The following is a 24694-nucleotide window of genomic DNA, read 5'->3' on the forward strand; positions in this document are numbered from 1 at the left end:
ACGCCCGCTGCTGCGCGGATGCCATACCCGCGCGGCAGGCGCCATCCTCTACCCGAGCGTGAGCATCGCCTCGGCGACCTCGCCGACCGCCGCATTGGGGATCGCAGTGGCAGCCTCCTTGAGGAGGAGCAGCCGCGCCCGGGGGATCTCGCGCGCGATCGCCTCGCCGTTGCCGACGGGGAAGAACCGGTCGCGGCGACCGTGGACGACGAGCGTGGGGATCTCGATCTCGGGCAGGCGCTCGCGCCAACGGGGTTTGCAGTCGAGCCTGGAAAACACCATGCCCATCTGGTTGGCCATCTGGACCGGGGATGCGGTGCCGGGCGTGCGGTCCCAGATGCGCGCGGCGATCGCGCGCGCGACGACGGGGTCGTCGCCGAGGATCTCCGCGCCGGCGGCGGCGAACTCCGCAACCGCCTCGCGGTCGGTCCAATCGGGCATCGGACGCGCGAACAACCGGCTCATCGTCGCCTGGTCATGGTCGGGGAGGTCGTCGTCGGGCGGGCCGGGCGCAACCGCGCGGGTGCCGACCAGGGTGAGCGCCGAGAACGCGCCCGGATGGTCGAGCACGGCCACCTGGGCGACCATCCCGCCGACGCCGATCCCCGCTAGGTGCGCAGGTCCCCCGCCGAGCGCGTCAGCAAGGGCCGCCGCGTCGGCGGCGAGGTCGCGCAGGGTGTAGGCGGGCGCCTCCGAGTCCGTCGTCGTCGACTCTCCGCTGTCGCGCAGGTCGTAGCGCACCACGCGGCGCCCGCCGGCGGCGAGGCGCTCGCACAGCGCGTCGGGCCAGGAGAGCATCGTCGTCCCGCCCGCGAGCAGGACGAGTGGCGCGTCGTCGTCACCGAACGACTCGATGCCCAAGGCGATCTCATCAACGTTGACGGTGGTCATCGGATCACCGTCAGGACGTCGTAGGTCAGATGCGTCGCGGTAGATGTCGAGGTCACGCTCCGCTGCATCAGCGTGCGCGGCGCTCCGCCGGTGAACAGTGGCGTCCCGGCGCCCAGCACGACGGGCGCGAGGTGCAGCGTCAGTGCGTCGACCAGCCCGGCGTCGAGCGCCGAGCCGACCGTGGCGCCGCCGCCCATGAGGACGACGTCGAGGTCCTTGCCGCTGTCCGACGATGCCGCCTCGGCGCGCTCGCGCGCGGCGGTGACGGCGTCGGGCAGACCGGTGGTGACGAATGTCCAGTCGAGGTCGGTGAGCCGCACCGACTCCGGCGGCGAGCTCGTCACGACGACGAACGCGGGCTTGCCGACCTCGCCGGCGCCGTAGCCGGTCTTGTCGTCCCAGCCGTTCGGCCCGTCGACCACGTCGAAGAGTTGGCGGCCGAGGACGACGGCGCCCGAGCGGGCGGTCGCCTCGCGCAGGATCCGGCGGTCGTCGGGGTCGTCGGAAAATGCCCAGGTGTGCAGGGCCTCGCCGCCGGTGCCCAGACCGTTGTCCGGGCCGGGGTCGGGCCCGGTGACGAAGCCGTCGAGGGAGACCGAGATGTCAGCGATGATGCGAGTCATGCCGGGGCAGACCCGATCCGCCGCCCAAACTCATCGCTCACGCATGGCGGACGGTCGCCCCCGGAGTACCTCAGAGCGGGTCATGGCCCAGTAATTGGCAGATCTGTTCCACCCTGGGAGGGGAAAACCCCAGGTCGGCGGTCCTGGTGGGTGGAACAGATCTGCCAATTACCTGGTGCCATGCGGCGCCCGTAGCGGTCCCCGCGCTCGATCGCCTCACCGGCCGCCTTTCCGGAGAGCTCCGGCGCTACAGCTTCTCGAAGAGGAACTCGTGCTTGAGGAAGGACGTGTCGTACTCGTGGCCGGGGTACGGCGGGAGCAGCTGCGAGGCCTGGAACAGGCGCCAGCCGTCCTCCAGTGCCGCGAGGCCGGTCCTGTACGGCGGCTCGTCGCTGTCTCCGGTCGTCGGCCGGGTGCGGCCGGTGCCGTCGTAGCGGGACCAGCCCACCACGTCGGAGTCGAGTGCCGACGAGGCGAGGTAGAGCACCAGGACCTGCTGCTTCATGCGAGTCATGCGTGGCTCCTCAGGGCGGGCCGGTTGCGGACGCGGGTGACCCAGTAGCCGATGTCGAACGTGTCGTCCCCGGTCAGCGCACGCCACAGCAGCACCCGGTTGTGGATCTCCAGCCGGGCGGTGGCCTGCTCGTACCACGGGAAAGCGGTGCTGAGTTCCTCCGTGACCGCGGGGTCGTGCAGGTCGGAGGTGTCCCAGAGGCGGACCTGCGGCACGGTCGGGTTGAAGCGGAGCTTGTACATGTAGCGCCGCCGTTCCGTGTCGTTGCGGCGCCCGCCGTGCCAGATCCCGTGGTGCACCAGGACGACGGTGCCCGCCGGGCAGGTCAGTCTGGTCTGCCCGCGCAGGTTCTGGACGCGCCCGATGTCGGTCTCGTTGACGCGGCGCAGATGGCTCCCCGGCACGCTGAGGGTTCCGCCCATGTCGGGTGTCACTTCGTGCGGGTAGTACATGAGCTGGACGTCGAAGGCGTCCGGCCGCACGTCGATGATCGCGTCCGCGTGGAGTGCCTGGGCGTTGCCCTCGTGCGGCTCGCGCACATGCACGGCGTGATGGTCGACCGTGGGATGCGGACCGACGAGGCTCTCCAGGGCGCCGGCCACGGCGGGCAGGGCGAGCAGGCGGTGGATGAACGTGTCCTCCGCAAACGCCCCGGCCAGCGGCGTGCCGTACGGCACCTCGGGTATACCTTCCCTGGACAGGGCCGCGATGGCGTCGTCGTTCAGCTCCTGAGGCACGACCCCGTCCAGACGCAGGAATCCCTGTGCCACGAAGCGGGCCATCTGGACCGAGGTGAGCAGCTGTTCGGTGGGTGACATACGGTGAAGCTAAAGCGCGGGGCCCTGGCCGGCGTGGGTTGTAATCACCGACTGCTGGTGAGTTTCCACCGCGCACGGCGAGAGCCTCCCCGCGCCCGCCGTACCACGCCTGCGGTACACGCCGTACGGCCGTACGCCCCTGGGAGGGCCAGCGGTTCGGTCTCCGGTAGACAACTTGCCGACAGGTTGACCCCGTACCGTTGAAGCATGGATCTTCGATTGCCCGGACTGCGGGGGCGTATGCGGAGGCCGCGACGGTGGATTGCCGCCGCGGCCTCCGTCGTCGTCCTCGCCGGTGCCGGTACATGGACGGCCGTCGCCTCCGACGACGCGCCGCCGGTGCGCAGCACCGACCGGGTCATGGACATGGGCGGCGGGGTGCGGATCGACACGTCGTACTTCACCTCCTCCGCGGAGGGCCGTCGTCCCGCCGTCCTCCTCGCCCACGGCTTCGGCGGCAGCAAGGACGACGTGCGGCAGCAGGCGCAGGACCTCGCCCGGGACGGGTACGCGGTGCTGACCTGGTCGGCCCGCGGCTTCGGCAGGTCGACCGGCAAGGTCGGGCTGAACGACCCCAAGGGCGAGGTCGCCGACGTCAGGAAGCTGATCGACTGGCTGGCCGAGCAGCCGCAGGTCGAGCTGGACAAGACCGGCGACCCGCGTGTGGGCGTCGCGGGCGCCTCGTACGGCGGTGCGATCTCGCTGCTGGCCGCCGGGTACGACGACCGGGTGGACGCCATCGCCCCGGCGATCACGTACTGGAACCTCGCGGACGCCCTGTTCCCGAACGGCGTCTTCAAGAAGCTCTGGGCGGGCATCTTCGTCAACTCGGCGGGCGGCTGCGAGAAGTTCGAGACGCGGATCTGTGAGATGTACGAGCGGGTCGCCGAGTCCGGGACGCCGGACGCACAGGCCCGGCAGATGTTGGAGGAGCGCTCGCCGTCCGCCGTCGGCGACCGCATCAAGGTGCCCACGCTCCTCGTCCAGGGGCAGACCGACTCCCTCTTCCCGCTCAGCCAGGCCGACGCTGCCGCCAAGGCGATCCGTGCCAACGGCGCCCCGGTCGACGTCGACTGGATCGCGGGCGGCCACGACGGCGGCGACCTGGAGGCGAGCCGCGTCCAGGGGCGCGTGCAGTCCTGGTTCGACCGGTACCTCAAGGACGACAAGGGCGCCGACACCGGCCCCGCCTTCCGGGTCACGCGCACCCTCGGCACCGGAAGCGGTGACGGCGAGACGCGGCTGAGCGGCGTGAGTGACGACACGTACCCGGGCCTGGAGGGTGACCGGCGTTCGATCGCCCTCTCCGGGCGTGAGCAGAGCTTCGACAACCCGCCCGGCGCCAACCCGCCCGCCGTGTCGGCCCTGCCCGGCATCGGCGGCGCCGCGGGCGGCCTCGCCCAGCTGTCTACGCTCGGCATCGGGGTCTCGCTCGACTTCCCGGGACAGTTCGCCGCGTTCGAGTCGGCGCCCATGACGGACGACGTGCAGATCACCGGCTCACCGACGGCCACCGTCCACGTGAAGTCGACCAGCGACGACGCCGTGCTCTTCGCCAAGGTGTACGACGTCGGCCCCGGCGGCGGTCAGCAGCAGGTGCTGCCCTCCCAGCTGGTCGAGCCCGTCCGGGTCGAGGGCGCCAAGGCCGGAAAGGACGTCGAGATCACCCTCCCGGCGATCGACCACGAGGTCGACGACGGCCACCGCCTGCGCCTGGTCCTCGCCTCCACGGACCTCGGCTACGCCTCCCCGGCGACCCCGGCGACGTACACGGTCTCCCTGAAGGGCGACCTGAGGGTGCCGACGGCCCTCGGCGAGACGAACCAGGCGGCGCAGCTCTCCGCGTGGGTGTGGTGGCTGCCGCCGACCGGCGCGGCGATCGCGCTGGCCCTGGTGCTGTCGGCCCGACGCCGCACCGCGGCGCCCGCCCCCGACCCCGCGCTGGCCGAAGTCCCGCTCCAGATCACGGACTTGAGCAAGCGGTACGCCAAGTCGGCGGACCGTTACGCGGTCCGGGACCTGTCCTTCCGGGTGGAGAAGGGCCAGGTGCTCGGCCTGCTCGGCCCGAACGGCGCGGGAAAGACGACGACCCTGCGCATGCTGATGGGCCTGATTAAGCCGGACGGCGGCGAGATCCGCGTCTTCGGCCACGCGATCGCGCCCGGCGCCCCGGTGCTGTCCCGCGTCGGCGCCTTCGTCGAAGGCGCGGGCTTCCTGCCGCACCTGTCCGGCCGCGAGAACCTGGAGCTGTACTGGCGGGCCACCGGCCGCCCGCCCGAGGACGCCCACCTGGACGAGGCCCTTCAGATCGCCGGCCTCGGCGACGCACTGGCCCGAGCGGTCCGCACGTACTCCCAGGGCATGCGCCAGCGCCTCGCCATCGCCCAGGCCATGCTCGGCCTGCCGGACCTGCTGATCCTCGACGAGCCGACCAACGGCCTCGACCCGCCGCAGATCCGCGAGATGCGCGAGGTCATGATCCGCTACGCGGCGGCCGGCCGCACGGTGATCGTCTCCAGCCACCTCCTCGCGGAGGTCGAGCAGACCTGCACCCACCTGGTGGTCATGGACCACGGCCGGCTCGTCCAGGCGGGCCCGGTCGCGGAGATCATCGGCTCGGGTGACACGCTGCTGGTCGGCACGGCCGCACCCGTCGACGAGCCCGTCGTCGACAAGGTCGCCGCGCTGCCCGGCGTGGCCTCGGCGGTCCTCACCGACGACGGCCTGGTGGTACGGCTCGACGCCGACGGCACCGCACAGCGCCTGGTCGCCGAACTCGTCCGGCTGGAAGTGCCCGTGGCGTCGGTGGGCCCGCACCGCCGCCTCGAAGACGCCTTCCTCACCCTGATCGGAGACCCCGCATGAGCACGGTGACCGACCGCGCCAAGGCCGTCGAGGTCGCCGACGGCTACCGCGCGGGCCGTACGCTGCCCATCCGGGTCGAGCTGGTCCGGCAGCTGAAGCGGCGCCGCACGCTCGTCATGGGCGGCATCCTGTTCGCCCTGCCGTTCGTCCTGCTCATCGCCTTCCAGGTCGGCGGCGAACCGGGCGGCGGCAACGAGGGCGTGACCCTCATGGACACGGCCACCGCGTCCGGGGCGAACTTCGCCGCGGTGAACCTCTTCGCTTCCGCGGGCTTCCTGCTCGTCATCCCCGTCGCGCTGTTCTGCGGGGACACGGTCGCCTCGGAGGCCAGCTGGTCCTCCCTGCGCTATCTGCTCGCCGCTCCCGTGCCGCGCGCCCGCCTGCTGTGGTCGAAGCTCGTCGTCGGGCTCGGCCTGAGCCTTGCGGCGATGATCCTGCTGCCGCTCGTCGCGCTCGCCGTCGGCATGGCGGCGTACGGCACGGGCCCGCTGGAGCTGCCCACCGGCGGCACGCTGCCCTTCGGTACCGCGGCCGAGCGCCTGGCGATCATTGTGGCGTACCTCTTCGTGTCCCAACTGATCACGGCGGCCCTGGCGTTCTGGCTGTCCACCAAGACGGACGCGCCGCTGGGCGCGGTCGGCGGCGCGGTCGGTCTGACCATCGTCGGCAACGTGCTGGACCAGGTGACGGCCCTCGGCGACTGGCGCGACTTCCTGCCCGCGCACTGGCAGTACGCCTGGCTCGACACCGTCCAACCCCAACTGGAGTGGTCCCGCATGATCGAGGGCACGGCCCTGTCGGTAACGTACGCCCTCGTGCTGTTCGCCCTGGCCTTCCGTGGTTTCGCCCGCAAGGACGTGGTGTCCTAGGGGGTGTTTTGGAAGTCCTGTGCGGTGCCCGCGGTGTTCGGTGCGTGCCCTCGGCGTGCCGGACGAAGGCCCTCGTAGCGGAGCTACTTGGGTCTTTGGCCGGTGCGGCGAGGGTGCGTGCCGGGCGCCGTGGGTGCTGTGCGGGACTTTCAAAACACCCCCTAGGTCAACGGAGGATCACCTACCGGTCTCGACGGCCCTGCCGCGTGGCCGCTTCGAGACCCATCCGCAACGCTTCGTAGCGCACGTTCCGGCTCCCTGGCCCGTCACAGTCACGTATGTCGACGTCAACGGACCCAGGGGGCACGGACGATGGAACGGCACCGAATACAAGGCGCGCTGCTCGCCCTCATCGCGGCGAGCGGCCTGCTGCTCACCGGCTGCGGCGCGAGCGACACCGACAGCGACAGCAGCAGCACGGACCGGGCGGAAGGGGCGACCGGCTTCCCGGCCCCCCACTACAGCCAGGGGGAACAGGACAGTACCCGCCCAGACGAAGAATCCCGTGACATCGCACCGTCCCCCGACCACCTCTCCACCTTCGCCCTCGACGTCGACACCGCCTCCTACGGCTACGCCCGCCGCACCCTCGCCGAAGGCCGGCGCCCCGACCCCTCGACCATCCGCCCCGAGGAGTTCGTCAACAGCTTCCGCCAGGACTACGAACGCCCCGACGGCAACGGCTTCTCGGTGACCGTCGACGGCGCCCGGACCGAGGAGGAGGACTGGTCCCTGGTCCGCGTGGGCCTGGCCACCCGCACCGCCGAAGAGCAGGGCGAACGCCCGCCCGCCGCCCTCACCTTCGTCATCGACATCTCCGGCTCCATGGCCGAACCCGGCCGCCTGGACCTCGCCCAGGAGTCCCTCGGCGTGATGACGGACCGGCTGCGTGACGACGACTCCGTCGCCATCGTCACCTTCAGCGACGAGGCCGAGACCGTCCTGCCGATGACCCGGCTCGACGGCAACCGGGACGAGATCCACGACGCCATCGAGGGCCTGGAGCCGACGTACTCCACCAACCTCGGCGCGGGCGTCGAGACCGGCTACGCGACCGCCGTGGAGGGCCTGCGCGAGGGCGCCACCAACCGGGTCGTCCTCGTCTCCGACGCCCTCGCCAACGACGGCGACACCGACCCCGACTCCATCCTCGAACGCATCGACGGCGCCCGCCGCGAACACGGCATCACTCTCTTCGGGGTCGGTGTCGGCAGCGAATACGGCGACGCCCTGATGGAACGCCTCGCCGACAAGGGCGACGGCCACACGGTCTACGTGTCCGGGGACGACGAGGCCGAGCAGGTCTTCTGCGAGCAGCTCCCGCGGAACATCGACCTCACCGCCCGCGACGCCAAGGCGCAGGTCGCCTTCGACCCGGAGACGGTCGCCGAGTTCCGTCTCGTCGGCTACGACAACCGCCGCGTCGCCGACGACGACTTCCGGGACGACCGTGTCGACGGCGGCGAGGTCGGCCCCGGCCACACGGTCACCGCCCTCTACGCCGTCCGCACCGAGCCCGGCGCCGAAGGCCACCTCGCCACCGCGACCGTCCGCTGGCAGGACCCCGAGACCCGCACCCCGCACGAGGAGTCCGGCCAACTGGAGTCCGGCTCCCTCGACGACTCCCTGTGGAGCGCAGGCCCTCGCCTCCAAGTCACCGCTGTGGCCGCCTACTTCGCCGACGTCCTGCGCAGGGGCGACGAGCGCTGGGACTCCCTGCCCGGCGCCCCGTCCGTCCATGAACTCGCCGAAAGGGCGGACGACTTGGCGGACACCACCGAGGACGAGGCGGTACGCGGGCTCGCCGACACGATCCGCCGGGCGAGGCATCTCGGGCGCTGAGGTTCCCTCACGACTCACCTCTACGGCCGCCACCTTCGGCGAGATCAACTACTGCTGCAACGCCTTCCCCGGCTGCCCGTTCGCCCCCGCTGCAACCTTCGGCCCGGCCGCCTCACCCCCGCCAAGGACGTCTCCCACTGTGCCCAACGGCGGCTCCCGCGGCATCGTCGGCGAGCCGGTTCCGGCAGGACTATGCCTTCACGCCAGCCGTCGCCGAACGGGCCCTGTCTGCTCGTCTCCTTGTGGTGCTGCTCCTTGCCTGTGCGAGGTCGAGCAACGCCAGCCGTACCCGCCGCACGTCGGCCGCTCTCGACGAGGCAGCCCCATCAGGCACGGCGCACCGTGAGGGCCACACTGCCCCCTGCTCACGCAACCGCACGCCTGTCCCGCCCGCACGCCGGAGCACCCCAAGTGCTCCGGCGTACGTCTGTCCCCGCGGAGGGTCACCGCCCCTGTGCGCCCTGCGCCGCTGTCACTCCGTCGCCGTACGCTTTCGTTTAATCACAGAGAGTGGCGGGGAGTGCTGGATCGACCCGTCATCCTCATCCTGACGAAACGAGGGGCTCCTTATGCGAGCGTGTGACTCATCGGTCATATCGGGATTCGGTGTGGCCCTTCCGGCGGTTGTCCACCGTCAGGAAGAGGTCGTCGGCTATCTGCTGGAGCGGGATGCGAACAAGCGGCTCGCGCGGCGGATCGCATCGAACTCCGGCATCTCGCGCCGCCACCTGGCGGTGAGCCCGTTGCACGAAGACATCACGCACTGGTCCACGGCCGCGCGGATGCGCCGCTATCAGGACGAGGTGCTGCCGCTGGGCAAGGACGCCGTCGCCTCGGCCCTGGACCGCACCCGCACAGATCCGGCCGATGTGGGACTGCTGTGCGTGGCGTCCTCGACCGGCTACGCGGCACCCGGTCTGGACACCCGTCTCGCTCGGGACGTAGGCATGTCACCGACAGTGGAGCGGCTCCTTGTGGGGCACATGGGGTGCCTCGCGGCGGTGCCGGCGCTGGCCGCCTGCTCCAACTTCGTACGCAGCCACCAGCGGCCGGCCGTGCTGCTGAACGCGGAACTGTCGTCGCTGCACCTGCAGCCGCCACCGTGGGATGGCGAACAACTCGTGGTGCACACCCTGTTCGGCGACGCGGTCACGGCCACCGTCATTCAACCGGACCCGCCGGCAGAGAGCGACCGCGGCCTGAAGGTCGTGGACATCGTCGCGCACACGGACACCCAGTACGAGGACTACATGTCGTTGATGCTGGGCGACCACGGGCTACGGATGGGCCTGTCCCCGCACGTGCCCGACGTCCTCGAACGCCTGGTGCCGGACACGACGGGCGTACTGCTGGCGCGCCACTCGCTGAGCCTCACCGACGTGCACTGGTGGGCGGTGCACCCTGGAGGGAGCCGCATCATCGATGCCGTCGAAAGCAGCCTCGGCCTCACCCCGGACGCGGTCGCCGCTTCCCGGTACGTGCTGCGCGAGCACGGCAACTGCGCCTCCGCCGGCCTGCCTCTGGTGATGGAGGAACTGCAGCGCCGCACACCCCTGGCCGCCGGGCAGCACGGCATAGCCATGGCTTTCGGACCTGGCCTGACCTTCTATGCAGCACTGTTCCTCGGCGTGTGACCACCATCCACGAATGGCCTCACAAACGATATGCCCGACGCCGCCGCCGAAACCCCGACGGACCGCCCGTCCAGCGATCCTCCACCCGGGCGGCCGCGGGCCGGCCGCTCCCGGCTGGCCGCCTTCGCACGGCGCCTGGTCCGCCACCGCATCCCGGTGCTGCTGGCCACACTTGTCGTGGCGGCGGTCGCGGTCCCCTTCGCCGGGGGCGTCACCGGCCGGCTGTCCAGCGGAGGCTTCACCGACCCGGCAGCCCAGTCCGCCGAGGCCGAGGAGTTCCTCGCCGACCGCTTCGGCACAGGTGTCCCCAACCTTGTGCTACTCGCCCGCGCCCCCGGATCGGTCGACGACCCGGCAGCGGCGGACGCGGGGCGGAAGCTCACCGGGCAGGTCGCCCGGATGCCCGGAGTGCTGTCGGCCGGGTCGTACTGGACGACGCCGGACGCCACACCGCTGAAGGCCCGGGACGGGCGCTCAGCGCTGGTACTCGTCCGGCTGGGCGGCGGCGAGGACGAGGTACGGGCGACCGCCGAGCGCCTGGTCCCGAGGTTCACGGGCCGTCAAGGGGTGCTGCGGGTCTCGGCCACCGGGTCCGCGCAGGTGGCTGTGGAGATCCAGCGGCACAGCGAGGAAGACCTCCTCCAGGCCGAGGCATTCGCCGCCCCCGTCGTCCTGCTCATCCTGCTGCTCGTGTTCGGCAGCGTGGTGGCGGCGGCCCTGCCCCTGCTCGTCGGACTGCTGGCCGTCCTCGGCACGTTCCTGGTGCTGCGGGTGCTGACCACCGTGACCTCGGTGTCCGTCTTCGCCACCAACATCATCACCGCGCTCGGGTTCGGACTGGCCATCGACTACAGCCTGTTCATCGTCACCCGCTACCGGGAGGAACTCGCCCGTGGCCGCGGCACCACAGAGGCGGTCACCGAGAGCGTCAGGACCGCCGGGCGCACCATGCTGTTCTCCGCGCTGACGGTCGCGCTGTCCCTGACCGCCCTGCTGGTCTTTCCGCTGTACTTCCTGCGTTCCCTCGCATGCGCCAGCGTGGCGGTGGTCGCGCTGGCGGCGCTGGCTGCCCTGGTGGTACTGCCCGCCGCTCTCGCCCTGCTCGGGCCGCGCATCGACGCGCTCGACATCCGGCCGCCGCTGCGGCGGCTGGTCCCGCGGACGGCACAGCGGGACCGGAACCGGGACAGTGGGGAGGAGAGCGGGTTCTGGCACCGCCTCGCCACCCGGGTCATGCGGCGTCCCGTCCTGTACGGCGCAGCCGTCGTCGCTGTACTCGTCGTGCTCGGGCTGCCCTTCGGGCGGGCGTCGTTCGGCCTGGCCGACGACCGGGTCCTGCCCGCCGACGCGGCCGCGCACCGCACGGCACAGCAGCTGCGGGAGCAGTTCGCGAGCCGCGAGTCCGCGGCCCTGTCCGTCGTGCTGCCGGCCGTCGACGCCACCCGCTCCGCACAGCGGATCGACGCCTACGCCGCCCACCTCTCGGGACTGCCGGACGTCGCCCGCGTCGACACCGCCACCAGCTCCTACGAGCGGGGCCGGCGAATCGCCTCCGCCGGTCCGGCCTCCACACGGTTCACCGCCCCCGGTGCCACCTGGCTGTCGGTGGTGCCGTCCGTCGAGCCGTACTCCGCCGCCGGAACGAAGCTCGTACAGCGGCTGCGGACGGCCGACCGGGCCCCGGGGGCGGTGCTCGTCGGCGGCGAGGCCGCACAGCTCGTCGACACCCGCGACGCCCTCGCCTCCCGGACACCCGAGGCCGCGCTGATCATCGGCGGGACGACCCTGCTGCTGCTCCTGCTGTTCACCGGCAGCCTGCTGATCCCGGTCAAGGCCGTGCTGCTCAACCTGCTCAGCCTGACGGCGACCTTCGGCGCCATGGTGTACGTCTTCCAGGAAGGCCACCTGCGCTGGCTCGTCGGCGACTTCACCGTGACCGGCATGGTTACCATCACCATCCCGGTGCTGATGTTCTGCGTCGCCTTCGGCCTGTCCATGGACTACGAGGTGTTCCTGATCTCCCGTATCAAGGAGGTGTACGCCGAGACCGGCGACAACACCCGCGCCGTCGCCGTCGGGCTGGAACGCACCGGACGCCTGGTCACCGCGGCGGCCGCGCTCGTCGCCGTTGTCATGATCGCCCTGGCCACATCCGGGATCACCTTCCTGAAGCTGCTGGGCGTGGGGCTCGCGCTCGCCGTCCTCATTGACGCCACGCTGGTGCGCGGCATCCTCGTACCGGCCGTGATGCGGCTCGCGGGGCGGGCCAACTGGTGGGCGCCCGCCTCGCTGCACCGTCTCCACGCTCGACTGGAGCCACCACCAGGAGACAGGCTTCGCGCGGCGACGAACTCCACGCCTGGCACGAGCCGTTCGTGGTGAGAACAGTCCCGTGCACGGCGCGGAACTCCGCCGAATCAGGTCGCAGGAAAGCGGCGGCGCCCAATCAACGCCGCAGATCGGCGTGCCAGGCCCCGCGTCTGCGGCATGATCCGCCGGACAGGCCCTAGGGCACTAGTCGGCACAGACGGACGGCAACGCCCGCGCCAGCCCCTCCAGATGCAGGGGGTCCAGGCGATGGCCGTACGCGGATCGCGCGGCGGCGACGGACAGCCGTGGCGCGCACGAGGGCCTGGTCCGCAGCACCTCCGTCTTGTCCAACTCGGTGAGCACCTCCGTCGTGATGCGGTCCAGCTGCGGCCGAACCTCCTTCACCAGGTCCGGCCGTTCGGTGGGCCGCTGCTCGGGGTGTGCGTCCCAGCGCGCGTACAGTCCGCGCTGCACCAGCTTGTTGGCCTCTATCTGGTCCCGGAAGACGGCCTGCACGGCGTCCGGATCCAGCCCGAGCCCGACCGCCCGGGCGGCCACGTCGTCCAGTATCTGCCGCTCGCGTACCGGGTCGTCGATCGGCTTGTCGGTGCCGTACTTCGCCGCGGCCACCTTGTCGGCGAGCAACAGCCGCTCGGCGAACAACTCGGTCAGCGGGGCGAGTCCGGGCGCGACGGCGGCCGCGGGCGCGGGGGACTGCGCGACCGCGGGCGCGGCACCGGACAGGACCACGACGGTGGAGGCGCAGGCGGCGACCACGGCCGACCTGAGACGTGAGGAACGCACGGGATGTGTCCTTTCGTGGGGGGAACGCGGCGCGGGCCAACCGGGTGAACCCGCGAAACCAATTCTTATGCGTCGGGTTGATGAAGCGGTACGGCATGCGACGCCATGAGAAAGGAAAGCCCAGTGCTCAAGAAGGCAATAGTACTGAGCCGACTCCTCAGCCCGGGCCGTCCGCGGTGACGCGGGCCTTTTTGGCGTAGCCACTCGACCGGGTCGAAAACCGTGCCGAGCTACGACTGACCGCCCCACGCACCAGCCTCCCGGCTGTGTCACGGCCACCTTGGACGTCGATCTCCCTTCCAAGGCCGGTTTTCCCAATTCTCCAAGCAGGAAGGCAATCACCTTGCGACAGACCCTGAGCAGGGGAGTGTTCGCGGCGGCCGCCGCCACGGGCATTCTGTCCCTCTACGGCAGCCCCGCCTTCGCCGACACGGACACGACAGCAGTCACCAAGGATTCTGGCGGTGTGCTGTCGGGGAACATCGTGCAGGTGCCGATCAAGGTGCCGGTGCAGGTGTGCGGCAACAGCATCAGCGTGGTCGAGGTGCTCGGCCGCGCGTACGGCAACCTCTGCGTCAACGACTCGAACGACTCGAACGGCTCGTACGGCGACGACGGTTACGGCAAGAAGGAGGACACGCCCCCGGCGCCGCCGAAGGTGAGGAAGACGCCTCCGCCCGCCGAGAAGGTCACCCCGCCTCCCACGCGCATCAGCGAGACCCATCGTCCCAAGACACCGCCCACGCGGACCAGCGACGAGAAGCCGCCCGCGACCCACCCTGAGAAGCCCGTCGAGAAGCCCGCCGGCGCGCCGCCGCAGCTGGCCGAGACCGGCAGCGACACCAGCAGCGAGGCCCTGGCGGCGGCCTCGGCCGCCAGTGCCGTACTGATCGCGGGTGGTGCGCTGATGTACCGCCGCGGCCGCGCCGCTTCCTACCGGTAGCCGCGCCTGGGTGCCGGACGCGACCCGCCCGGCACCCGCTCCTCACACCGGTCGAGTACGCACCACCACACGGGCGGGCCGCTGACGACTTACTCCGTCAGCGGCCCGCCCGTTCGGGTTCTGTCGTCAGCGGCGCACCGGCGACGGCGACTCGTTGCGGCTGCTGCCTCCCGGCGCGGGGACCGTCCCGCCCGCCGGGATCGTCCCCAGCCGGCGCCGTACCCCTCGGACGAGGGTCGACGCCGTGAAGGTCGCGCCCTGGACGAAGCGCATGGCCGGGCCGAAGCCGGAGGCGGTCACCAGGCCCGCGAAGAACAGGCCGGGGTGGGAGGACTCGAAGGTGCGCCCGACCGCCGGGGAGCCGTCGGGCAGGGCCGCCAACGTCCCGCGCAGTTCGGTGGAGAGCAGTCCGAGCCGGTCGCAGCGCGCCCGGAATCCCGTGGCGGCGATGACGTGTTCGGTCTCCAGGGTGCGCAGGGCGCCCTCGTGGCTCACCGTGTCCAGCCGTACGCCGCCCGGCACCGCGCAGGCCGCGGCGACCTCATGACCCGGCAGCAGCTCCACCACGCCCTCCACACGGTCGCGCACCCACCACGCGCCCGCAGGCCCCAGCGCCGTCGTCGCGATGCGTGCCCGGGTCGGCTCAGGCAGCCGCCGGAAGAGGCCGGGGCGCTCGGAGTAGAACCAGTTCCGCCAGCCGGGGCCGAGCCCGCTGTGCGGGGAGCGGACCGACTGCCACCAGGGGCGCTCCCAGGGCGGCGGCACATCGTTCCACCGCAGCCGCTCCGCCCGCGCCAGCACCCGTACGCGCGTGCCCTGTTCGGCGAGCAGCGCCGCGGTCTCCAGGGCCGCCTGGCCGCCACCGATGACCGTGACGTCCTTGCCGCGGAAGCGTTCCAGGTCGCTGTGGTGGCTGCTGTGCGTCACCAGCGCGGGGTGCAGTCCGCGCAGGGCCGGGGGCACCTCGACGAACGGCATCACACCGACCGCCAGCGCCACCGTCCGCGCGTGCAACTCCTCCCCGTCCTCGGTGACCACCGTGAAACCGGCGGGGCCGGGCGACACGCGGGTCACCACGCGCTCGTCCACCTCCGGTACGGCATGGCGTGCGAACCACAGGCCGTACGCCGCGAACGCCTCGACCGGAATCGGCTTCGCGTGACGTGCCGTCAGGCCCTGCTCCGCGCAGTACGCGTCCAGGCGGTAGCGCCCGGCCGGATCGGAAAGGTTGGAGGCCCAGGGCTCCGACTTCAGGAACATGCCGCGGGGCATGTTGTCCCGCCAGGACGCCATGGGCCGGCCGAACACGCGCAGGCTCAGCCCGGCGGCCGCGGCGTGGGACGCGATCGACAGACCGTACGGGCCTGCGCCCACCACCAGAAGGTCGTACATCGTCAACTGCTCGCTTTCTCGTTGTCGGTAAAGGAGGGCGAGGTCGCCCGGGGAATCAGGCGTGGCGCCGGCGCCGCCGCCTCCGTCGTGCCCAACCGCTCCCGCAGCCGCTGGGACACATGACGGCCCCACATGGCCCACATCGCCCATCCGGGAACGCGGTCGTCCGGGGCGTACCAGGCCAGTTCGCGCCCGCTCGGCGCAGGACGCAGCGCGGCGAGCGGCGCGTAGTTCTCCACCACGAACGCCCGCCCGACCCTCGGGGCCCCGTCCGGCAGCGGACGGCCCGTCAGGTCCAGGTGCAGGGCCCGTACGACGTCCAGCCCCGCGCTGTCCGTGAAGAGCCGGAACTGGGCGCCGGGGCGCGGGTTGAAGTCGAGCAGGTGATAGCGGCCCGTCGTGCCGCAGCGGCGGAAGTCGAGGTCGAAGATGCCGCGGTAGCCCAGCTCGCCGGCGAGCCGCTCGGCCAGCGCCTGCACCTGCGTGTTGGGCGTCCAGCAGCCCACCGCGGTCAGCCCCGCTCCGCGCGGCCAGGACAGCTGCTTGCGGCCCGGCCCGCCGGCGCGCACGGCACCCGAGTGGTCGGCGTAGCCGTGGAAGAACCAGTCCCGGTCCTCCCCCGGGGGCAGATACGCCTGCAGCAGCAGCCGGCTGCCCGCCTCCTCGACGCGCAGGTACAGCTCCTGCGCCTGCTGCACGGAGTGCACCAGCACCGTGCTGCGCAGCCCGCTGCCGGCGGGCAGCAGCCAGGGCCGGCTCCACTTCGCCACCAGCGGCAGCCCGAGTCGCCGTACGTCTTCGGCGACCCGCGCCGGACTGTCCGGGACCAGCGTCACCGGGTGCGGGACGCCCGCGGACGCGCACACGGCGGCCAGTTCCGCCTTGTCGGCGACGCGTTCGGCCAGCGTGCCCGCCATCGCCGGCAGCAGGTAGGAGGGGACGAGTTCGTCCCGCATCCGGCCCACTGCGATCGCGCTCGCGTCGTCCAGCGGGACCAGGACGGCGGGACGCGCGACCCGGTCGGCCACGCGGCGCAGCACGGCGAGGATGTCGTCCGGGGACGCTCCCGGGAGCGGCGGGGGATGCATCTGCCGTACGTAACGGGAGGAGTGGACGGGACTTCTCGCCGAGTCGGCGACGACATGCACCTCCACTCCCGCCCTGCCGAGCGAACGCACGGCCCCCAGCGTTCCGTGGTGAAAGGGATTCCGGTCGATCCGCAGCAAAACGGCGGGGACGCGGGTGTCGAGAAGCGACACGAATTCTCCTCCTTCTTTCGGATCGGCTCACCCGCACGGGCGAGCGTCAGCACTCGAAAGCCCCAACGGCAATGGCGCCATTGGCTTTTCTGTGCCTGACTTCATATGACTGCTCGTCAATAAGCGGAACTGAGGCAGAAGGCCGGACGAGAGCGAAGAAAGGAGCAGGCATGGCCCCACAGCACAAGCGGGTCCGGGTCGGCTGGCTGGCCGCGGGCGCGGTGGCGGTCACCGCGTCGGCCGCCCTGGCGTCCGGTCCCCGGGCGGGGGTGGAGGTGGTGCGCCCCGACGACCCTCGCCCGCCGGTGCCGACCCCGACGACCAGCCCGGTGACCAGCCCGACGACCACCCCCGGGACCACCCCGCCACCGGGCAAGGAGGTCCCGGCCTTCGGTGCCTTCCTCAAGTCCGACGAACGTGGCGTGGCCCGCATGGCACTGTTCAGCCACTGGCTGGGCGGCGCCGAGCTCCGCGTCGGCCACACCTATCTGCCCGGCCACCGCTGGCGCGACATCGAGGGCGCCCCCGGCTTCCTCGACGCGTGGGCGAACTGGCGCAACAAGAAGGCCGACCGGATGCTCGTCCTCAATGTCCCCATGCAGGAGCGCAACGAGGAGGGCGTCTCCGACGACGAGGTCCGGCAGCTGGTGCGGCAGGGCGCTGCCGGGAAGTTCGATCACCACTTCCGCGCCCTCGCCGAACGGCTGGTCGAGCTGAAGGTGCCGGACACGGTCCTCGTGCTCGGCTGGGAGATGAACGGCACCACGTACACCCATCGCTGCGGGCCGGACCCGGAGGCCTGGAAGAAGTACTGGAACAGGATCGTCACCACCATGCGTTCGGTGCCGGGCCAGAAGTTCCGGTTCGATTTCACGCCGACCCGTGGCCGGGACGCGATTCCCTGGACGCAGTGCTATCCGGGAGACGACACGGTCGACATCATCGGCATGGATTCCTACGACCAGCCGGCCGGGATGTCCTTCGACGAGCAGGTGAAAGAGCCCTACGGCCTTCAGGCACATGTGGATTTCGCGAAGGCCCACGGCAAACCCATCTCGTATCCGGAGTGGGGACTCTTCCGCAACGGCGACAATCCCGAGTACATGCGGCGCATGCTCGCGTGGATCGACGAGCACAGGCCGCTCTACAACACGCTGACCGACTACTGCCCGCACGGCGTGTGGCAGTGCGAGGCCAACCCCAAGTCGTCCCACCTCTACCGGTCCGCCCTCCTCGGCCGCACCGAGGCGACCCCGACCCCGAACCCGAACCCGACGACCACCTCCACACCGAAGCCGACCACTCCCACCCCACCGCCGTCCCCGGCGGACTGCACGCCGCTGGAACTGGGCAGCTGGGTGGAGCACTGGCTCGGCGGGCAGCTCTGCGTCCGCTTCGACTGGTGGTAGCCCACCCGTTGGCCCACCCGTCGGCGCACCGGCCGGCCCGGTCGTCCCCGCCGTCATCGCACATCGGCGGCGGCGGCCGGGCCGGGCACCGACGCGGCGGGGACGGGATCGTCGTCCTGGCCGGTCTTCCTCGGCCGCGCCAGCAGAGCCAGACCGCACAGCAGCCCGCCCGCGCTCGCACCCACCAAAGAGGTCACCGCCGGTGACGCGGACGTCGGCTCCGTCGGCTTCACCGCCCGCGAGAACTGCACGAGCCGGACCTGTGTGTTGCCGCTCGTGTGGTCCGCGTGCCGGGTCAGCGCGCGGGAGACCGCGTTGGCCATGTCGACGGCGAGGCCGGGGCGCGCGGAGGTGGCCGAGACGGCGACCATCGGCGCGTCCGGCGAGGTCGCCGTGCGCACGCTGCGCTGCAGTGTCCGCACCGGCACGCCCGCCCACACCTGCGCGTCCCCGAGCACCGCGAGCTGCGTGGCGACCCGGCCGTACGCCTGCGCGAAACCGAGGGCGGAGTCCGGGCCGGAGCCGGCCTTCGCGGTCGGTACGGCGATGACGTAGCTGGTGGCCGTGTACGTCGGGGGTGTGAGCAGGCCGTACGCGCCGCCCACCAGGCCCCCGACGAGGGTGCCGGCCGCGAGCACGGACCAGGACGGCAGCCTCCCGACACGGGCCCTGACACGGGCCCGGACACGGTCCAGGGACAGGCGCTGCTGACGGGTCGGGGTGTCGGTCATGACGGGCTGACTCCCAGAGGTGACAGAGGTGAGAGGGACGAGGACGAACCGGAGACCGCGGCCGCGTACACGTCCATGAGGCGCGCCGCGCTGCGGGTGATGCTGTGGCGGTGCGCGGCCTCCGGTACGGTGCGCGGCCGGGGGCCCGCCGCCCGGACCTCGGCGATCGCGCGGGCGTACGCCTCGTGTCCGCCGCGCACGCGCCGGGCGCCGGAGGCGGACGGCGGCAGGTCCTCGATCGCCGGGCAGGAGGCGTAGAGCACGGGCAGGCCGGAGGCCAGCGCCTCCACCGCCGCCAGGCCGAAGGCCTCCTCCGGCGACGGGGACGCGAGCAGGTCCATCGCGGCGGTGAGCGAGGGCAGGTCGGGGCCGGGGGAGCCGTCGGCGACGTAGGGACGCTCGCCGGTGAACAGGACGCGGTCGGCGACGCCGGCCTCGTGCGCCGTGCGGCGCAGGACGTGCTCCTCGGGGCCGCCGCCCACCAGCAGCAGCCAGTGGTCGTCCGGGAGCCGGGTGAGCGCGTGGATGAGGACGTCGAACCGCTTGCCCCGGGCGAGCCGGCCGACGCCCCCGACGACCCACGCGCCCTCCGGCAGGCCGAGGCGCCGGCGGGTGCGCTCGCGCCGCTCCGCGTCGAAGCGGAAGCGGTCCAGGTCGATGCCGTTCGGGACGACCTCGATGCGGGGCGCGGGCACGCCCCAGCGCTTCAGGCGCTCGGCCACCGCCGAGGAGACGGCGACCGTCGCCGAACCGAGCCGCTCGCTGGCGAGGTACAGCGCGCGCACCCCTGCCGTCAGCCTGCGGCCCTCCATCTGCGAGTCGCCCAGGGAGTGTTCGGTGGCGACGACCGCGCGGACCCCGGCGACGCGGGCGGCCAGACGGCCGTAGACACAGGCCCGGTACAGGTGCGTGTGCACCAGGTCGTAGCCGCCGGAGCGGATCAGCTTCACCAGGCGCGGGAGCGCGGCCAGGTCGCGGTTGCCGCCCATGCCGAGATGCACGACGCGGACGCCGTCGGCGGTGAGGCCCTCGGCGACCGCACCGGGGTTGGTGAGCGTCACGACGTCGCAGTCGACGGGCAGATGACGCAGCAGCAGACGCAGCTGCTGCTCGGCCCCGCCGACGCCGAGGCCGGTGATGATGTGCAGAGCCCTCATCTCACAGGCCCTCCACCGGGCGCCGGCGCAGCCGGTGCAGCCAGTGCTTGAGGTGCAGGCGCCAGGCCGTGTCGTCCTGGCCGACGTACACGCGCGGCAGGGCGTGCGGACCGGTCAGCGGGCCGGGGTCGATGGCGCAGGCGTAGGCGTATCCCGCTTCCCGTACGGCCTCTACGGCGCGGGCGTCGACCGTGCCGTACGGGTAGCAGAAGCCGTCGACCCGGGTGCCGGTCAACTCCTCGAGCCGCGCGCGGCTTTCTGCGACCTCGGTCTTGAGGGTGAGGTCGTCCGCCTTGGTGAGGTCGACGTGCGTCAGCCCGTGCGAGCCGATCTCCACGCCCTCGGCGGCCGCGTGCCGGATGCCGTCCGCGGTCAGCAGCGGCTTGCGCGGGCCGAGCGGGTCCCAGGCGTTGTCGCCGCCGAGTCGTCCGGGCAGTACGAAGAGGGTCGCGCCGCAGTTCCAGCGGCGCAGCAGCGGCAGGGCGTCGGTGACGAAGTCGGCGTACCCGTCGTCGAAGGTGAGCCCGACCATGCGCCGCCCCTCGCCCCGGGCGCGGGAGGCGAGCAGCTTGGCCACGGACACGCCCCGCAGCCCGCGCCGGCGCAGCCAGGCCAGCTGCCTCTCCAGCCGCTCCGGCGTGACCGTGATGCGGTACGGGTCGTCCGAGCAGTCGCCCACCGAGTGGTACATCGCCACCCATGGGACCGGGGCCGAGCCCGGGCGCGGGGCGGGGAGTCTGCCGGCGTGGACGGAATCAACGGAAGCGACCATGTGTGAGCCTTCGGGTGAGGGTGCGTACGAAGCGCAGTGCGGACGGGGAGCCCTGGGCGCCCAGCGCCCAGGAGAGCGGGATGAAGACGACGGTCACGGTCACGCAGCCGGACACCAGACCGGCCTCCGGGGACGGAAGCCGGCCGGCGACGAACGCCCCGGCGACGGTGGCGACGACGGCGGCGCACACGGGCCTGCTCAGCTCGGCCAGTACCTGCCGGACGCGGATCGAGACGCCGTAGGGGGTGTTCGGTCGCGTCGTTCGCAGGCCGGCGAGCATCAGGGCCGCCGTGACGGTGATGCCGAGGGCGTTGGCGGCGGCGATCCCCTCGACGCCCCAGGGACGCACGGTCGCGGCGCCGACCAGGGACGTCACGGCGATGCCCGCGGCCATCGCGCCGAAGGGATACCAGGTGGGCCGGCCCGCCGAGAAGTACGAGCGGAGCAGGGCGCCCACCAGGGTCTGGCCCAGCAGCCCGAGGGCGTACACGCGCATGACGTCCGCGGTCGCCGCGGTGTCGCTCGCGGTGAACGCGCCTCGCTGGAAGAGCAGTTCGACCATCTGCGGGGCACAGGCGATCACCGCGCACATGCCCAGCAGCACCAGACAGGAGGCCAGCGACAGATCCCGCTCGACGCGGCTGCGGGCCTTTTCGGTGTCGCCGTCCGCGAGCGCCCGCGCCACCACCGGGAAGGTGACCGTGCACACCATCAGCGACAGCGTCATCGGGATCTGGGCCACCTTCTGCGCGTAGTTCAGGTGCGAGATGGCCCCGGAGTGCAGGGTGGAGGCGAGGAAGCGTTCGACGAGGACCTGCGACTGGCGGCACAGGGCGAACAGGAGTACGGCGGCGACCAGGGCGAGTTGCATCGGCCGCGCCTCCACGTCGGCCCCGGCCGCGCCGAGGGCCGGCCTGCGTGACACCAGTTGCCGCCACAGCGACGGCAGTTGCACCGCCACCATCAGGCAGCCGCCCGCCGCGACCCCGACCGCGGCGGAGCGCACGCCCCAGCCGTCGCCGAACAGGAACATCGCGGCGATGATGCCGGTGTTGTAGGCGATGTAGATCGCCGCGGGCGCGAGGAAACGGCGGTGGGCCCGCAGAGCGGCGCTGCAGTACCCGGCGAGCCCGAAGGTCAGCACGCAGGTCGCCGTCAGCCGGGTGCAGTCGGCGGCGAGGCGGGGGTCCGGCAGGCCGGGCGCGAGGGCCTGGACCAGGTAGGGAGCCGTGCCGGCGACCAGCGCGGCCACCGCGGCGAAGGCGAGACACAGGCGGGGCAGGGTGGCGGCGACCAGGGCGCGGACCGGGTCGCCGGCGGCGCCCCGGGCGCGGCGGGCCAGCGCCATGCTGAACGCCGGGATCAGCGCGATCGCCAGCCCGTCCTCGATCAGCAGCGTCGCGGCGAACTCCGGCACTGTCCACGCGACCAGGAAGGCGTCCGTGTCGCTCCCGGCACCGAACAGCCGCGCCAGCGCCTGGTCGCGCACCAGGCCGAGCAGGGAGGCGGCGATGGACAGCGACGCCGTGACGAGCGCGGCCCTGGCGAGGAACTTCCGGGAGGACGGGGCCGAGGCCGGGTCGGCGCCGTCCCCGGCCGGGGTGGCGGCACGCGCCGCGGGTACGGTCGCCGCGGAGTCCTTCTCGGATCCGGGGGGTTGCGAAGGCACCACCGTCATCGCGCCAGGGCCCCCTCGACGCGCTCCGGCGCCGCGCCCCGCGGCATGACGTCCCCCCGCTTGTCGCCGGCCAGCGCCCACCACGCCACGAGCCCCAGGGCCACCCCGGTCAGCACGGTCGAGGGGCCGCCGATGTCTCCGTACACGAAGTCGGTCAGCAGCCAGACCAGCAGCCCGCAGGCGACGAGCGCGCAGTCGGGTCCCGGCCCGCGGCCGCGGACGCGCAGCAGCCTGCGCAGTGCGCACACCAGCAGCGCCAGCCAGCTCCCGGCGAGCCCGAGCAGCCCGATCAGGCCCTGCTCGCTCAGCACCAGCAGGTACATGTTGTGCGGCGACAGCAGCGGCTGCCTGTCATACGTCACTCCCGCGCCGTTGATGTCGCTGGCGGACGACAGCGCCAGGGTGGCGTGCCCGTCCCGGTACTCGGGAAAGCCCTTCAACCCGACGCCGGTCAGGGGGTGTTGGCGCCACATGTCGGTGGCGGACGCCCACAGGGTGTACCGGTCGACGACGGACTGGTCCGGGGCGTCCGTGACCTGCGTGATGCTGTCGATCCGCTGCTGCAAGAGCTCCGTACCGACGCCGAACCCGCCCACCAGGACCACGCCCGTGGCGGCCACGGCGGCGGCCACCTTCAGCGCGCGCCGCAGCCCGGCCAGCGCCAGCTGCACGGCGCAGGTCAGGGCGGTCGCGATCCAGGCGCCCCGGCTGAAGGAGAGCGCGAGCGGCACCAGCAGCGCCAGAGCGCACCCGGCGGCGGTCGCCCGCCGCCGTACCGACGCCGGGCCCAGCGCGATGCCGACCGCGCACACCAGGCCGAGGGAGACCGCCGTCGCCATGCCCATCACGTCGTGCGCCCCGAAGGTGCCCACCGCCCGGATGTTCTCGCCCTGGTAGGAGGCGCCGGTCCCCGTGACGTACTGGTGCACGCCGACGGCGCCCTGACACAGACCGAGCCCCACGAACGACCAGGCCAGCAGCCGGAAGTCGGCCCGGTCGCGGAGCAGCAGCAGCACGGCCGCCGGGACGAGCACGAAGATCTGCAGATAGCGGCCCAGGCCGGTGAGCCCGGCCGCCGGCGAGGACGCGTCCACGGCGGCGAGCGCGAGCCCCACGACCGGCAGGCCCAGCACCACGGCCGCGGCGGGCGACAGCGGGCGCCGCCGTTCCCGCAGGAGAAGGATCACGCAGTACACCACCGCCAGCCCTGAGACCACGTCGGCGGGCCCGGCGCCGTCCGGCGTCAGCGGCAGGGCCAGCAGGACGGGCACGGCCACCACGGGCAGGACCGGCGTCAGCGCGGCGGCCCGGCGCGGGAGCGTTGTCAGGGCGTGGCTCACGTCTCTCAGCTCCCCGTCGGACGCACCAGCAGGGACGCCGTGCGCAGCAGGATGCAGATGTCCTGCCAAAGCGACCAGTCGTCGACGTAGGCGTTGTCGAACCGGCAGCGGTCCTCGATCGAGGTGTCACCGCGCAGCCCGTGGATCTGGGCGAGGCCGGTGATGCCGGTCCGCATCCGGTGGCGGGCCGCGTAACCGGGGTAGGTCTGGCTGAACTGCCCGACGAAGTAGGGGCGTTCGGGCCGCGGCCCGACCAGGCTCATGTCGCCCCGGAGCACGTTCCACAGCTGGAGCAGCTCGTCGAGCGAGGTGCGCCGCAGCATCCGGCAGAACCAGCGCATCTCGTGCTCGTTCGCCACGCTCCACCGGGTCGCCGACTCATGCTCGTCGACCGGGCGGTGCGTACGGAACTTCAGCAGCGTGAACGGTTTTCCGTTCCTGCCGATGCGCTCCTGCCGGAACACCACGCCCGGCCCGTCGCTGATCCGCAGGGTCACCGCGCACGCCAGGAGCAGCGGGCTGACCAGCAGCAACAGCGTCCCCGACACCAGGATGTCGAGCGCCCGCTTGCCCGCGCCGCCGCGGCGCGCCGGGAACATGTCCAGACGCCGGCAGGAGAACCCGGCCAGCCGCTCCCGCGTCGCGTACGACGGGGAGTCGGCGTCGACCTCCCAGACCACGCAGCCCGACTCGGCCAGCGCCCGCAGCAGCGGCCCCTGTTCGGCGCGTACGGAGGGGTCCACGGCCAGCACCGCCCGCACCCCGTTCTGGATGACCGCGCGCTCGACCTCCTCGCCGGTGGTCAGCACCGGCAGGCCCTCGCCGCCGTCCTGCTGCCCGGCG

20 protein-coding genes are annotated in these 24694 nt (G+C 72.3%); 7 read left to right on the forward strand and 13 right to left on the reverse strand.

Features of this window, described 5'->3' with window-relative positions:
• Positions 1 to 48 precede the first annotated feature (48 nt).
• The 4 genes from CLM62_RS14350 to CLM62_RS14365 all read right to left on the reverse strand — a co-directional run bounded on the left by CLM62_RS14350 (position 49) and on the right by CLM62_RS14365 (position 2846).
• Entirely contained in the window at positions 49 to 891 is an 843-nt protein-coding gene (locus CLM62_RS14350) for an alpha/beta fold hydrolase (RefSeq protein ID WP_095750249.1), read from the reverse strand.
• Positions 888 to 1514 carry a dihydrofolate reductase family protein gene (locus tag CLM62_RS14355; RefSeq protein WP_095750250.1) on the reverse strand — a complete coding sequence of 209 codons (627 nt, stop codon included), beginning with the start codon at positions 1512 to 1514 and terminating at the stop codon, positions 888 to 890. Before CLM62_RS14355 ends, CLM62_RS14350 begins: the two co-directional genes overlap by 4 nt.
• Before the next feature lie 247 nt (positions 1515 to 1761).
• Positions 1762 to 2019 (reverse strand): hypothetical protein, encoded by a 258-nt coding sequence (locus CLM62_RS14360; protein WP_095750251.1) that lies wholly within the window; start codon positions 2017 to 2019, stop codon positions 1762 to 1764.
• Positions 2020 to 2024: 5 nt separating this feature from the next.
• A complete protein-coding gene (locus CLM62_RS14365) occupies positions 2025 to 2846 on the reverse strand; it encodes a phytanoyl-CoA dioxygenase family protein (protein WP_179382096.1) in 822 nt (273 codons plus the stop codon).
• Positions 2847 to 3053: 207 nt separating this feature from the next.
• Between CLM62_RS14365 and CLM62_RS14370 the strand changes: the two genes are divergently transcribed.
• The 5 genes from CLM62_RS14370 to CLM62_RS14395 all read left to right on the forward strand — a co-directional run bounded on the left by CLM62_RS14370 (position 3054) and on the right by CLM62_RS14395 (position 12438).
• On the forward strand, positions 3054 to 5711 hold the full coding sequence (locus CLM62_RS14370; protein WP_095750252.1) for a CocE/NonD family hydrolase: 2658 nt from the start codon (positions 3054 to 3056) through the stop codon (positions 5709 to 5711).
• Complete coding sequence (locus CLM62_RS14375) at positions 5708 to 6580, forward strand: ABC transporter permease (RefSeq protein WP_095750253.1); 873 nt, start codon at positions 5708 to 5710, stop codon at positions 6578 to 6580. Before CLM62_RS14370 ends, CLM62_RS14375 begins: the two co-directional genes overlap by 4 nt.
• A gap of 312 nt (positions 6581 to 6892) precedes the next feature.
• A complete protein-coding gene (locus CLM62_RS14385) occupies positions 6893 to 8422 on the forward strand; it encodes a VWA domain-containing protein (RefSeq protein ID WP_095750254.1) in 1530 nt (509 codons plus the stop codon).
• A 569-nt stretch (positions 8423 to 8991) separates the two neighbouring features.
• Positions 8992 to 10056, forward strand: coding sequence for a type III polyketide synthase (locus tag CLM62_RS14390; protein ID WP_095750255.1), 1065 nt, complete (start codon positions 8992 to 8994; stop codon positions 10054 to 10056).
• Positions 10057 to 10086: 30 nt separating this feature from the next.
• A complete protein-coding gene (locus CLM62_RS14395) occupies positions 10087 to 12438 on the forward strand; it encodes an MMPL family transporter (RefSeq protein ID WP_095750256.1) in 2352 nt (783 codons plus the stop codon).
• A 132-nt stretch (positions 12439 to 12570) separates the two neighbouring features.
• Here CLM62_RS14395 and CLM62_RS51475 read toward each other — a convergent pair whose 3' ends face one another.
• Positions 12571 to 13170 (reverse strand): chorismate mutase, encoded by a 600-nt coding sequence (locus tag CLM62_RS51475; protein WP_257003839.1) that lies wholly within the window; start codon positions 13168 to 13170, stop codon positions 12571 to 12573.
• A 343-nt stretch (positions 13171 to 13513) separates the two neighbouring features.
• On the opposite strand from CLM62_RS51475, the gene CLM62_RS14405 reads away from it, so the two are divergent.
• Positions 13514 to 14113 carry a chaplin gene (locus CLM62_RS14405; RefSeq protein ID WP_095750257.1) on the forward strand — a complete coding sequence of 200 codons (600 nt, stop codon included), beginning with the start codon at positions 13514 to 13516 and terminating at the stop codon, positions 14111 to 14113.
• Between the two features lie 126 nt (positions 14114 to 14239).
• Here CLM62_RS14405 and CLM62_RS14410 read toward each other — a convergent pair whose 3' ends face one another.
• Positions 14240 to 15505 carry an NAD(P)-binding domain-containing protein gene (locus CLM62_RS14410; protein ID WP_095750258.1) on the reverse strand — a complete coding sequence of 422 codons (1266 nt, stop codon included), beginning with the start codon at positions 15503 to 15505 and terminating at the stop codon, positions 14240 to 14242.
• 2 nt (positions 15506 to 15507) lie between these two features.
• On the reverse strand, positions 15508 to 16764 hold the full coding sequence (locus CLM62_RS14415; RefSeq protein ID WP_095750259.1) for an ATP-grasp domain-containing protein: 1257 nt from the start codon (positions 16762 to 16764) through the stop codon (positions 15508 to 15510).
• 170 nt (positions 16765 to 16934) lie between these two features.
• Between CLM62_RS14415 and CLM62_RS14420 the strand changes: the two genes are divergently transcribed.
• Positions 16935 to 18173 (forward strand): glycoside hydrolase family 26 protein, encoded by a 1239-nt coding sequence (locus CLM62_RS14420; RefSeq protein WP_095750260.1) that lies wholly within the window; start codon positions 16935 to 16937, stop codon positions 18171 to 18173.
• 53 nt (positions 18174 to 18226) lie between these two features.
• On the opposite strand, the gene CLM62_RS14425 is transcribed toward CLM62_RS14420, so the two are convergent.
• From CLM62_RS14425 to CLM62_RS14450, 6 genes are all read right to left on the reverse strand, one after another.
• Positions 18227 to 18904: a lipopolysaccharide biosynthesis protein gene (locus CLM62_RS14425; RefSeq protein WP_095750261.1), complete on the reverse strand. Its 678-nt coding sequence runs from the start codon at positions 18902 to 18904 to the stop codon at positions 18227 to 18229.
• A complete protein-coding gene (locus tag CLM62_RS14430) occupies positions 18901 to 20061 on the reverse strand; it encodes a glycosyltransferase (protein WP_095750262.1) in 1161 nt (386 codons plus the stop codon). The genes CLM62_RS14425 and CLM62_RS14430 overlap by 4 nt, the downstream gene beginning before the upstream one ends.
• A 1-nt stretch (position 20062) precedes the next feature.
• A complete protein-coding gene (locus tag CLM62_RS14435) occupies positions 20063 to 20833 on the reverse strand; it encodes a polysaccharide deacetylase family protein (protein ID WP_095750263.1) in 771 nt (256 codons plus the stop codon).
• Positions 20817 to 22511, reverse strand: a complete 1695-nt coding sequence (locus tag CLM62_RS14440) for a lipid II flippase MurJ (protein WP_095750264.1) — start codon at positions 22509 to 22511, stop codon at positions 20817 to 20819. The genes CLM62_RS14435 and CLM62_RS14440 overlap by 17 nt, the downstream gene beginning before the upstream one ends.
• A complete protein-coding gene (locus CLM62_RS14445) occupies positions 22508 to 23851 on the reverse strand; it encodes an O-antigen ligase (RefSeq protein WP_095750265.1) in 1344 nt (447 codons plus the stop codon). Before CLM62_RS14445 ends, CLM62_RS14440 begins: the two co-directional genes overlap by 4 nt.
• 5 nt (positions 23852 to 23856) lie before the next feature.
• The coding region (locus CLM62_RS14450) for a sugar transferase (RefSeq protein WP_257003840.1) at positions 23857 to 24694 on the reverse strand (838 nt) is incomplete at its 5' end.

Origin of the sequence: Streptomyces sp. SA15 (assembly GCF_002291145.1) — a bacterium.
GTDB lineage: Bacteria > Actinomycetota > Actinomycetes > Streptomycetales > Streptomycetaceae > Streptomyces.